The organism is Mycobacterium sp. 1245852.3 (genome assembly GCF_001669335.1).
Taxonomy (GTDB): domain Bacteria; phylum Actinomycetota; class Actinomycetes; order Mycobacteriales; family Mycobacteriaceae; genus Mycobacterium; species Mycobacterium europaeum_A.
Map to the genome: position 1 here is coordinate 1 of NZ_LZLL01000584.1, position 10892 is coordinate 10892.

Sequence of the window (10892 nt, forward strand, 5' to 3'; positions counted from 1 at the left end):
ACACCACCTGCCAACTATCCGCTCGACATCGACTGGCTCAACGACGTTGGAGCAGCCAGCTTTCAACGCGCACATGACCCGGGCGGCAAGCTCCGCCAGCAAGCAGCGATGTTCGCCGCCCCAAACCGCAGCCGGGCACTATCCACCTTGACGCTTCCGGCCCTGGTCATGCACGGCACCCTCGATCCGCTCATCAAACCCGTCGGCGGCTACGCCACCGCTAAAGCTATCCCCGGCGCCAAACTCGTCATGCTCGACGGCATCGGACACGGCGCATTCCCACGGCAGGTCTGGCCCACAATGCTCGACAACATCACCCAGATCGCCATATAGGCGCCCCTCTTCACGCCGTTGCCTGTCCCGAAAATTTCGGCGGACCTCCGGATTCACAAGGTATGGCGATTCCTTGAAGTGCCAGCGCCGGAGGCGATTTCGGCCAAATTCGGCGGTCACCGCCCATCTCTAGCCCGACGACAAGAAAGTCACGCCGTGTCCCACCTCAACGCTCCACTGTCATGTGAAGGTCGCCGCCGCGTCGTTGAGCGCCGCCAGACTCGCCCCATCGCTCATGTCGCCGCCGAGATGGGTATCTCGCGGTCGTGCGCGTCCAAGTGGGTCAACAGCTACCGCCGCCACGGTGAGCTGGGCCTGCAAGATCGCTCATCGGCACCGCACCGGCAGCCGACGACGGCGTCAGCCGAAACTGTCGCCAAGATTGAACATTTGCGTCGCCCTTGAAAGTGGTCAGCATCGCGAATCACCTTCGAGCTCAACAATGAGGGCATTGCAATCAGCCGACGCACCGTAACCCGCCACCTCGCCCAGCTGGGACTTCAACGTCGCCGATTCATTGATCCGAACGGCGCCAGCAACTGCAAGCCGCGCAAAATCATTGCCCGGTGCCCCGGTCACCAGATCCACCTCGATGTCAAGAAGGTCGGACGCATACCCGACGGCGGTGGATGGCGCACCCACGGCCGTGCCAGCAGCCAGGCCCGTGCTGTCGCTCGTGGCAAGGCCCACGGCGCGCGCGGCGGATATGTCTATCTGCACTCCGCCATTGATGGGTTCTCCCGCCTCGCCTACACCGAAGCATTGACCGACGAGAGAGCATCTACGGCAATCGGATTCATGCACTGGGCCCGGGCCTGGTTCGCCTCACACGGCATAGTACGGATTGAACGAATCATCACTGATAACGGAGCCTGTTATAGGGCCGACTTTTTCGCCCGCGCGATGCTCGGAGCGCATCACCAAAAGATCGCGCCCCACACACCGCGCCATGACGGGAAGGTGGAGCGCTACAACCGCATCCTGGCAGAGGAGTTTCTCTACGCCCGTGCCTGGAGCTCAGAACTCAGCGCAGCGAAGCACTCAAAATCTGGAACATCCACTACAACTACCACCGACCACATTCTGCCGCCGGCGGCCAGCCACCGGCGGCGCACTTCTCAACGAGCGTCACCAACGTCATGGCCTCATACATCTAGCCGAGAGTTGTGCTCGTCGGAGACCACCTGCATCGATGGCGAGCTTGCGTAGTAAGGCGCCGGGCGGGCCCAATGCCGGATGCGCGTTCGGACTGGGCCCCCGCCCGCGTAGGTAGTTGCAGGACAGCTATCAAAATTCGATCACGTGCTGTGAGGGTTTGGTTTGTGGCAGCCCAAAGTATTCGCAGAACGCCATCGGGAATACCAAGCATGGCAGTCGCCTTCTTGTAGGCTCAGATGCCATCGAGCTGCTTCAACGAGGGGAAGCCCATGGTCGCTGGATGAAAACGTCAAGTTGATGAGACGCATCTACCCCAGTGTTCGGTGAACCATACTGTGCGGCAACCGCAACGGTCTGAATACAGCAGCGAATTTTATTTCGCCCTGCTGCAAAAAAGGTCCCCGACCGCCGCCGCTGGAACACTAGCGCGGAGCTAGGGATCGCGATCCTCACCTGGATCGAACGGGCCTAGAATCGCGACGACGCAGGCCGTCCTCGGACAGTTGACCCCGATCGGATTCGAACCTGACCACACCGGCCAGTCGGGCGGGGGTGACCGAAAACTGCCACCTCATCGTGCAGCAGACCCTACGCCGCGGAGCTTGGGCGGGGGCGAGCTTCTAAAGTAGAAACATGATTGCAGTAGAGCCGAGGGTAGTTCTCTCAGCGGCTGGCGGGATGCTCGCCGGTTACCTCATGTGGCTAGTAGGTGGCGTGATCATCACCGCAACTCTGCCTGTGAGCTTCTGGGTGGCCGCCTCGGTGATCCTGTTGGTCGCGATCACGGCCGGTGCACTCGGCTTCTGGCGTCATAAGCAGGGCCTGTTGGCGACCGCGCTGCTGTGGATGCCGGCGTTACCGATTCTTGCCAGTGTCTATTTGCTGATTTGCATTGTCCGCTGAAGTGTTTGGGGTGCCAGCGCCGTTGATTAATGGCCGCGACGGCCGACTGGTTTCTGAGTCCGGCAGTTCGCTTGCACAGTAAGCGATGTCGGCGAGCTTCGTCGCCAGCCCTACGGCGACGTTCACCCGATCGACGGCTGCTGATCGACGCCGCCGAGAACTTGTCGGTGGTAGAGCCGACAATTCAATCGTGAGTACGACCGCGAGGATCGACCAGTACGCCTCCTGCATTCCTGAAAATCCTTCAGGGATTGTAGATCTGAGTGAATCGCGCCAAAAGTGGTGGCTGTGGCAGTACCTACCAAGCTGGAGTCGAGAGCACATCAGCGAGTACGTCGTGCACTTGGCGCGGTCCAAACCTCAGTGTTACTCGATGTGGTCCCACGAAGCTCGAAATCCTCTGCCCCGGCGAGGGATTCCCCTGGCACGGGTAGGTAGTGACAATCTGTACCATCTCGTGTCTCGGGCCGGGTTGTGGTGTGGTTGTCGGAGAGCGACTAGACCTGTTGCGCCTGAGGTTGACCACACCCTGGCACAGCACGAACGCGTTCCGTCCTGGTGGGGAGATGGACGCGCGGGACGATGGAATGTCACCTTGGGTGACGAGATCCGTGGGCCGGAAATGGTGCCCTATGCGAAAAGGTGCCCGTTGCCTCCACGAATCGGAGTCTGGTCACCATACTGTGGTCAAGAATCACTCGAATCGCGAATTCGCAAGGTGTTGATCGACTCGTTTGGTCGCGCGTGCGCAGTTTGCGGCGTCGCACCCGGAGCGTCTGTCGACCATGACCACTTCAGCGGACTGGTCCGCGGGTTGCTCTGCATTGATTGCAACGGCAGGGTGGACTGTTGTCCGCACGTGCAGAACTGCATGTTCGCTGACTATTTGAACAATCCTCCCGCCGGGGATCTGCGGCTGAAGTACAAGGGGAAGCCCCGGGACTACGAAGATCGCTCCATTGCCGCGGCTATCGGGGTGAGCAGCATCCTTGAGACGCCATCGGTTTCGGGCTGGCACTGGCAAGCGCCGGTGTCACCGTGCTCTCTCGTTGACTGTCAGGCGCGGCGGCTCGCTAGAACTGGATGCTGCAAGTGGAACGCGCACGAGCCTAAGGCGAGCGTTGATAGTTGAGAGTCTGAGCGCACGTGCTGCATAGCGTCTTCACATGTAAGCCATTCGCCTGGTGGCACAGTGAGGACTCTTCGCGGCCGCAGCGTTCGCAGATTACGGCAGACGCTCGTTCAGCCTCTTCTGCAATCGAATCGAATGCATCCAGGGTTTCAGGGGAGGGCGCGCCGCCGCTCGGCCAGCAGTAGTAGCGCAGAGTGCCGAACTTCTGCTTGACCTGGTGGACAACATAATTGGGATCAACGCTGCTCAGCTGGCGATCGACCTCTGTGATGAGTGGATACCAGCCTCGATCGACATCGATGTAGCGACCCCATGGCGGAGGGATGCGGGAGAGAATCTCGGTCAGCGCCGGTGTATAAATTCCGGCGTCGTCTGGTACGTCTGCGTTCAAGTCGTTCGTGGGTGGCACTAGATGTCCGTATGTCCAGCCTTCCGGCGAAGTGTCGCGCGGTCAGTGTCAATCGATCGACGGAGTTCTGACATCGCTTCGTGACATGCGCGGAGCTTCGACAGCAGCTCCGACAGCGTTGGACTGAATTTGAAGTCGAAATCCGTTGGCTTGGAGGAACCAGCGTACTTTTGCGCTCGGTAAACCGTGCGTTGGCTTCGCGTTGCACCACCGAGGTGGAGTACTTGTCTGACGGTGAGACCGGTTCGGAGGAGGCCTCGATCGCATAAGTGCGTCCCGTCGACATAGATCGCTGTGAAATTGGCGAGGATTGCGACCATTTCGTCGTAGATGCTTCCGATCTCTGCGACTAACTGGTCATGCTGAGCGATCAAGCGGCTCCGATTACCGATGCTGACTCGTTCGATCTCGCGAATATTGCGATTGACCGAGCGAAGATCAGCGGCGAGCGCCATGCGGCGGTCCTTCAGGGTGACCAGTTGATCGAGGTAAGTCTGCATCTTGCGACCGATGCGATCTGTCGCTTGGACAATAGGCGCTTCCAGCTCGGAGCAGCGAATGCGTTTGAGTTCGGTGATCTGCTCGCTCGCCTCAAAGGCAGGGTCAATCTGCGTCGCCAATCGCAACTGCCGCAGTCGCGGCGCTGTGCGTGCCCTTCCCTCATTTGATAGGCAAAGTGCATCGAGTACCTGCTGGAGCGGCGCGCCTGCACGGAAGCACTCGACGGCGGCCTCCCAACACTGACTGCTCACGTCTGCCTGCGGATGGATGCGCCTCGTTCGCATGAGCCGAGGTTAGCGCGGGCGGGCGACAGGGCGTATTAAAACGCGCTGAACTGCGGTTTTGCCAGTATCTGGTGAGGCATTGGCGGTTCTCGTCGCCGCTATCAACATTGTTCGTGACATGGCAACAGATGTTGCGAGATAGCAACAGCGAGAGGAACTGAGCATGCCCGAACTGAGCAAGATGACTTTGACAGTAGACCCCACGACGGTGCTGCTCATCGGAACCGGTGGGACAGCACGGACACGCGCGCAGTACGAGAACGGCGTCAAGACGGACACCAATGTGCAGCGGGGAGGGGTTGACGTACACCGTCTGACGGGCGTCGCGGTGTCGGTCGGCGGAATCGGCCTCGATGGCGCCACCGTCGAGACTGCAACGCCGCTCGAAAATGTCCAGGCAGGAAGCATTTTCAAGGCAGAAGGCTTGACCGAGGTGTCGGTGCGTGCCGAGGGCCGGGCGGGATTTGGCAGCGGGTCACCGCGTGGTGTCCTGGCGGTGACTGTCTTCATCGAGCGTCTGGTGCCTGTCGGTAATGCGAACGACGTCATCCGCTCCGGCGCATCCGCTCGCCGGCCCGCGAGTGGGGAGTAGTTGTGCCACAACTAAAATGGATTGCCCTGATTGCAATCGCTCTGGCGTTGTTCGTGTTCGCGGCCCCCTGGCCGGGCAGTGGTTTCCTCTTCCTGTGCGCGTGTGCTGCAGTGAGTTATTCCATCATGAGAAGCCGCCGCGAGAGCGGGCCGGCTCCATCGCTTTACCTCGCAGATGTGCAGTACGCGGTGAACCTGATTACAGACGAACAGTCGCGGTTCGAGCTTTTCGACGTAATTGGGCTCTTTGTGCGGCGGAAGGACAAGCACGGGCGATCTGTGCGCTGGATGCCGCGGTTGTTGAGCTTAACGGCAACGGTATTCGGTGCGAGCGCGCGATTCGAGGCTGTGGACGGACAGGAGCTCGCGGACTGGCACCGGGCTACCGGACGCCTGGCAACTGCGTTGATGGTGCCTGCAGTGGTGGCATCGGAACCTACTCCTGGGGTGTTTCAGCTCGATCTACGAGCTTTCGATCCCCTTGAGACACCCATCACTCTCGATTCCGTTAAGGCCTTGTCTGAGTGGTCGTTAGAACTAGGGCGGGACGAATCCGGGAATGTGAAGTCGGTCGCCATTTCGAATGTCTCTGGGGTGGTCGTAGGTGGTCTCCCAGGATCGGGCAAAACCGCTTGGCTGACACAGACTTTGGGGTCATTCGCGGGATGCGATGCAGCCCAGATGGTTGTCATTGACGGAAAAGGGGGGATGGATCTCTCTGCGTTAAGGCCACGCAGTTACCGTTTCGTTGACGACGATATGGATCTAGACGCCGTGATCGATGTGCTGAGTGAGGTCAAGGAGCTGGTTCGCGAGCGATCGCAGAAGTTGCATCACCTGTTTGGCACATCGAACTTCTGGAATCATGGCCCGACGAGAGAGGTGCCGGTCGTCCTGGTCCTCATCGACGAATGCCAGACATTTCTGGACTCACGACAGCTCGTCGGCAAGGAAAACAAAGCCAAGGGCGGGGAAATCCACGCGCTGGTCAGCTTCCTCGTCAGAAAGGGACGCTCGGCCGGAGTGGTCACGATTCTGACGACTCAGAAACCGACAGCTGACTCCCTGCCAACCGATGTCCGCGACAACTCTTCTGTCAGAGTCTGTTTCGGTGTGCAGTCGCGGTATGCGGCTGAAGCAGTTCTTGGAGACGATTGGTCAACGGACTGCAGTGCCAGTCCCCTGGGCGCTCCCGTGGGGGTCGGTGTGGCCTCGGTCGATGGCGGCTTCTTGCGGTTCCGCGCACCCTACGTGCGAGAGGCGGTGGTTGAGGACTGGGTGAACCGTTTCGCTGGCCTCACACGAGATCCAGCACAACTTCTTCACAATCGACTGGCGCAGTCGTCATGACGGCGTCATATGAGCGCGACACCGAGCGTGGTGTGAACCTGATCTTCGCGACGCTGACGATCGCGGCCGGAATCATCTGGTGTTCCGCTGATTTGGCAGAGAATCGCCGCGCAGATACTGAAATTACATCGCCGCCGGGGTCTTCTGGCGCCTCTGGGCCGGCGCTCTCGGCCGGGGCTGCGTGCGCACCGCCCGGCCCAAATGCTCGGACACAAGCCGCCGGAACGGCGGCGCGTGAGTCGCTGTCGAGCACGTCTGGGACGGAGGGAACAGATGGGAAATCAGGCAGCTAAGAGATCGGTTGGGCGGACCGAGTATTTGACGATTCAACAGCTGGCCGAGAAGTTTCAGGTCAGTGTGGGGTGCATTCGTTCATGGCGTCTTCGCGGTGAAGGACCGCCTGCGATCAAACTGGGAAGTTCGCTTCGCTGGGACTCGGCAGAGGTCGATCGGTGGGTCGATGCTCAGCGGGAATCGCGTTGGGGATAGAGGCTATTGGTATGAGGAAGGGTCGGTTTGCGGCCGGTGTGGCGGCGGGGAGTCCCAATGTTTCGTGGCCGGATATGCACGATGGAGTCCTCGTTGAGCGCGAAGTTATGAATGCTTCGTGGTCAGAGGTCGACATGTCAGATGACGCCACGGTGGATGACGAGGGCGGCACGACATGGGGGCAACCCGCTGTGCTGGTGAGTGAATGATCGAGAGTCGGGAAGGGCCCGGCGCCTCACGCGTGTACAGAGCGCGCGTGTACTACCGCGGCCGGTACGTCGCCTCGCGAACGTTTCCGCGAAAGCGCGATGCGCAGGAGTGGGAGCGGAAGCAGGTTGACGCGCTAAAGACGGGTATCTGGGCAGATCCGAAGGCGGGGGAGAAACCGGTTCGGGAGTGGTGCGAAATTTGGTTCGCCGCACAGCCACCACGGCAGCCCGCTACGGAACGGAAGATCCGCGGTGTCATCAACAAACAGATCGCGCGGGCTTTCGGCCGGCGTCCCCTGGTGTCGGTGCGACCATCTGACGTGCAGGAGTGGGCTGCCGAAATTGCGCGCAAGCAGTCACCGGCGACAGCGCGCCACGCGCTCGGTGTGCTCCGTCGTGTTTTCGACTACGCCCTCAGGGACGGCGCGGTGCATCGCAATCCAGCCGCGGGCATTCGATTGCCGAAAGTGCAGGGCAATGATCCCCATCCGCTGTCTCACGAGGAACTCTGGGCACTGGCCGACCAGTTGAGCTCCCCGCGAGATCGTCTGCTCGTTTTGGTTGGGGGGTACTGCGGCCTGAGGTGGGGCGAATTGGCCGCTCTGCGCTGGTCCGACGTCGATTTCACTGCGCAAAAGATTCGGGTGTCTCGTTCCTACTCGGAGGAGGCGCCGCGAGGCGAGATGGCGCCCGTCAAGGATCATCAGGCCCGCTCTGTGCCAGTCCCTGCGGTCGTGTCGGAGGAACTCGCCGAGTTCGGCTCCGCGCGCATTGCACAAGACCTCGTATTCCCGTCGGCCAATGCGACCCCGCTTCGCAACCGGAACTTTCGTCGCGATGTCTTCGACTCTGCAGTAGACGCCCTCAAACTAGACATCACTCCGCACAACCTCCGCGACACAGCTGCGTCGCTCGCGATCCAAGCCGGTGCCTCCGTTGTCGCAGTTGCGCGTCTGCTCGGCCATGAGTCCGCTGCGACGACGCTGAACCACTACGCAGGCTTATTCCCGTCTGATCTGGACGACGTTGCGCACCGGCTCGACGCTGCGGCTCGTCGCGTGCAACGAAGTGGCAGCCCGGCGGACGATATGCACATGAACGAGAAGTGCCGATGGATTGCGGCGCACGAGGTCGTTGAAATGCTGAGTAGCACGCCGGTCGACGATAGTTTCTACCAGGACGTCTATGGGACGTCAGGGGATGAGGATGTGCTCAGCCGCGATAGCGGTCGCGATAACGAGCCGGATGGGTTTCGAGGAGGCAGCACCGATCATCGGGCAGTTCGGGAGCGGCGCCAGGATGCCCTTACCGACAAGCAGCGCCAGACTTACGAGCAGGCGTACCAGGACGCCAAATGCGATTCGCCACCATCCGACACCACAGAAGCACCGACCACACACCGACCAGAGGGGAGCGACCAGCAGTAGGGCAACCGCCCGGAAACATGCGCTGAGCTGCAGAAACGCAAAGTGCCCCCGGCAGGATTCGAACCTGCGACACCGGCTTTAGGAGAGCCGTGCTCTATCCCCTGAGCTACGAGGGCGGACGGGCCTGAGCTTACCGGCAGGCCGACCCCTGAATCGCCACGGCGGTCAGCGCAGTTCGGCGATCACCTTCGAGAAGTTCTCGATGTTGTTGTCCTGCACGGTGAAGGACGAGACGCCGTACTTCTCCCGGTACCCGGACAAGGTGTCGGCGATCTCGCGCGGCGAACCGCTGAGCACCGAGGGCTGCGACAGGATCTCCTCGTCGGACAGATCCGGCGAATAGGCGCGGGTCAGCTTGAGGTCGGGCTCGGTCTCGCCGGCCCGCGGCATCGCGGTGATGGCCAGATTCAGCTCCAGCGAGTCGAACCGATCTCCGGCGGCCTTGCGGACGAAGTCGACCCGCTCGGCGAACGGGTCCTCGACGTCGCGCACCCTGGATCCGGTCAGCCCGATGATGTCGGCGTTGCGGGCGGCGATCGTCAGCACCCGATCGCCGTTGCCGGCGATGATCAGCGGCGTCGACGGGTGGTGCTCTTTCAGGTACTTCGTCATGTGTTCGAGGTAGTCGACCCGCTCGCGGGCGCTGGGATACGGGATCTCCGCGGCTTCGAACTCCTCGCGGACGTAACCGGTGCCCAGCCCGATCTCCAGGCGGCCGTCGCTGAGCAGGTCCAGTGCCTGCATGTCCCGGCTGAGCAGGGCCGGCTTGTAGAACGCCGAATTGAGCACATACATGCTCAGCCGCAGCGTCGTGGTGGCCATCGCGACCGCGGTCAGCGTCGGGAAGGGCGCGGCGGCGCCCAAATGGTCGGGCACACAGAGGATGTCGAAGCCGGCGTCCTCAGCGCGCTTGGCCTTGTCCAGCAGGGCATCGCGCGACTTGAAGAACCGCATGCTCATTCCGAAGCGAAAATCCTTGGCCACCAACATTCTCCGTTCAACGATGCGATATCGACCAACTGCGGGCGGCGTCGGCCAACCCCTGGATCAGGGCGCTGGTGACCGACGACAAACCGTCGTCACCCGGCAGCGGGCTGCGCGGGCTGATCCCGCGGACCCGCGCCGAGAGCTCCAGCTGGGTTCCACCGGCACGCACCCGGTTCACCGGGTTGCGCGGATGCCGGCCACGCAGTTCCGGTGGGATCTCGTCGAGGTCGGTGATCAACTGGTAGCCGTCCAGCCGGACGTGCCGGGCCAGGTGGGCGGCCAGCGCCCGGTTGCGGCCCCCCGCCAGTAGCTGGGTGCTGCGGCCGTCGCGGCCGTACCCGTGCAGTGACACCGCGACGTCGACATGGTCGAGGAACTCGGCGAGCCGCGGTGATTCGGCCGGGTCGAACAGCGCCGACGCCAGGTGGTGCGGGTAGCGATCGGGATGGCGCACCACATACACCGACGCACCGGCCTCCTCGGCGGCGCGTTCGGCGATCACGTCCGTCATCTCTTCCAGCCCACCGCCGTGGATCGCCAAAAAGCCGAAACGCGAACGCAATTGGCTGCTCTCCGTCACGCCGGGCTCGCTCAGTAACGCCGAAAACGATTGCGGCCCAGCCCCGGACGTCGACGATTTCGGGCGGGGCCAGCCGGCCGGATCCCAGCGGCGCAAGAAGTCGACCCAGCGTTGCGGCAACCCGTGCTGGGTGGCGCCGTCGATGATCTTGGGTAGGTAGCCCGGCCGCGGTGGGCCCGGCGTCACCCGGTGGTCGATGTACACCCAGGCCGGCGCCGGTCCGTCGTCGGTGTGCACGGTCATTTCGTCGCGCCGGTAGCGCACCGGCACACCCTCGGCGCTGTCCAACGTCGCCAAGTCACCGTCGGAGATCTGCCAGACCACCCCGTAAACCTGGTTACCGGCGAGCGGTTCGACGGTGGCCACGCCGCGCTGGTTGATCAGCCAGTCGTGGTCGGCCAGCACCGCCGGCCGCGGATCCGCGGCGTCGGGGCAGCGCTGCGCCATCTGACGGACGCATAGGTTCGACCCGTATGCGAAGTAAAGGTGCCGGCGGGCCGGCATTCAGCCGGTCACCGTCAGCCAGATGAGCACCACGT

11 protein-coding genes, 1 tRNA gene and 1 pseudogene are annotated in these 10892 nt (G+C 62.1%); 8 read left to right on the forward strand and 5 right to left on the reverse strand.

Annotation, left to right across the window (positions count from 1 at the left end):
• The 4 genes and pseudogenes from A9W96_RS27190 to A9W96_RS30970 form a co-directional block, all read left to right on the forward strand.
• The coding region (locus tag A9W96_RS27190) for an alpha/beta fold hydrolase (protein WP_197499672.1) at nucleotides 1-333 on the forward strand (333 nt) is incomplete at its 5' end.
• Between the two features lie 156 nt (nucleotides 334-489).
• Nucleotides 490-1490, forward strand: a pseudogene (locus A9W96_RS30965) (IS481 family transposase).
• A gap of 634 nt (nucleotides 1491-2124) precedes the next feature.
• Nucleotides 2125-2394 carry a hypothetical protein gene (locus A9W96_RS31860; RefSeq protein WP_156765437.1) on the forward strand — a complete coding sequence of 90 codons (270 nt, stop codon included), beginning with the start codon at nucleotides 2125-2127 and terminating at the stop codon, nucleotides 2392-2394.
• 622 nt (nucleotides 2395-3016) lie between these two features.
• Complete coding sequence (locus A9W96_RS30970) at nucleotides 3017-3526, forward strand: endonuclease domain-containing protein (protein ID WP_197499674.1); 510 nt, start codon at nucleotides 3017-3019, stop codon at nucleotides 3524-3526.
• On the opposite strand, the gene A9W96_RS31865 is transcribed toward A9W96_RS30970, so the two are convergent.
• Both A9W96_RS31865 and A9W96_RS27200 read right to left on the reverse strand, forming a co-directional pair.
• Nucleotides 3504-3917 carry a hypothetical protein gene (locus A9W96_RS31865; RefSeq protein ID WP_156765438.1) on the reverse strand — a complete coding sequence of 138 codons (414 nt, stop codon included), beginning with the start codon at nucleotides 3915-3917 and terminating at the stop codon, nucleotides 3504-3506. The genes A9W96_RS30970 and A9W96_RS31865 overlap by 23 nt on opposite strands.
• A gap of 17 nt (nucleotides 3918-3934) precedes the next feature.
• On the reverse strand, nucleotides 3935-4720 hold the full coding sequence (locus A9W96_RS27200; protein WP_156765439.1) for a hypothetical protein: 786 nt from the start codon (nucleotides 4718-4720) through the stop codon (nucleotides 3935-3937).
• A 163-nt stretch (nucleotides 4721-4883) separates the two neighbouring features.
• Here A9W96_RS27200 and A9W96_RS27205 point away from each other — a divergent pair, with 163 nt between their 5' ends.
• The 4 genes from A9W96_RS27205 to A9W96_RS27215 all read left to right on the forward strand — a co-directional run bounded on the left by A9W96_RS27205 (nucleotide 4884) and on the right by A9W96_RS27215 (nucleotide 8786).
• Nucleotides 4884-5312 (forward strand): hypothetical protein, encoded by a 429-nt coding sequence (locus A9W96_RS27205; RefSeq protein WP_067144386.1) that lies wholly within the window; start codon nucleotides 4884-4886, stop codon nucleotides 5310-5312.
• Between the two features lie 2 nt (nucleotides 5313-5314).
• Nucleotides 5315-6661 (forward strand): FtsK/SpoIIIE domain-containing protein, encoded by a 1347-nt coding sequence (locus A9W96_RS27210; protein ID WP_156765440.1) that lies wholly within the window; start codon nucleotides 5315-5317, stop codon nucleotides 6659-6661.
• A 273-nt stretch (nucleotides 6662-6934) separates the two neighbouring features.
• Entirely contained in the window at nucleotides 6935-7150 is a 216-nt protein-coding gene (locus A9W96_RS33500) for a helix-turn-helix domain-containing protein (RefSeq protein ID WP_197499673.1), read from the forward strand.
• 256 nt (nucleotides 7151-7406) lie between these two features.
• Nucleotides 7407-8786: a site-specific integrase gene (locus A9W96_RS27215; RefSeq protein ID WP_231999925.1), complete on the forward strand. Its 1380-nt coding sequence runs from the start codon at nucleotides 7407-7409 to the stop codon at nucleotides 8784-8786.
• A 43-nt stretch (nucleotides 8787-8829) separates the two neighbouring features.
• Here the strand turns inward: A9W96_RS27215 and A9W96_RS27220 are convergent.
• The 3 genes from A9W96_RS27220 to A9W96_RS27230 form a co-directional block, all read right to left on the reverse strand.
• Nucleotides 8830-8902: transfer RNA gene (locus A9W96_RS27220), tRNA-Arg, on the reverse strand.
• A 49-nt stretch (nucleotides 8903-8951) separates the two neighbouring features.
• Nucleotides 8952-9776, reverse strand: coding sequence for an LLM class F420-dependent oxidoreductase (locus A9W96_RS27225; protein ID WP_066866750.1), 825 nt, complete (start codon nucleotides 9774-9776; stop codon nucleotides 8952-8954).
• Between the two features lie 7 nt (nucleotides 9777-9783).
• Nucleotides 9784-10857 carry a poly-gamma-glutamate hydrolase family protein gene (locus A9W96_RS27230; protein WP_067144388.1) on the reverse strand — a complete coding sequence of 358 codons (1074 nt, stop codon included), beginning with the start codon at nucleotides 10855-10857 and terminating at the stop codon, nucleotides 9784-9786.
• Nucleotides 10858-10892 lie beyond the last annotated feature (35 nt).

Coding starts and splice junctions, on each gene's coding strand:
- A9W96_RS31860 (WP_156765437.1), top strand. CDS start 2,125: ATGATTGCAGTAGAGCCGAGGGTAGTTCTCTCAGCGGCTGGCGGGATG.
- A9W96_RS30970 (WP_197499674.1), top strand. CDS start 3,017: ATGGTGCCCTATGCGAAAAGGTGCCCGTTGCCTCCACGAATCGGAGTC.
- A9W96_RS27200 (WP_156765439.1), bottom strand. CDS start 4,720: ATGCGAACGAGGCGCATCCATCCGCAGGCAGACGTGAGCAGTCAGTGT.
- A9W96_RS27205 (WP_067144386.1), top strand. CDS start 4,884: ATGCCCGAACTGAGCAAGATGACTTTGACAGTAGACCCCACGACGGTG.
- A9W96_RS33500 (WP_197499673.1), top strand. CDS start 6,935: ATGGGAAATCAGGCAGCTAAGAGATCGGTTGGGCGGACCGAGTATTTG.
- A9W96_RS27225 (WP_066866750.1), bottom strand. CDS start 9,776: ATGTTGGTGGCCAAGGATTTTCGCTTCGGAATGAGCATGCGGTTCTTC.
- A9W96_RS27230 (WP_067144388.1), bottom strand. CDS start 10,857: ATGCCGGCCCGCCGGCACCTTTACTTCGCATACGGGTCGAACCTATGC.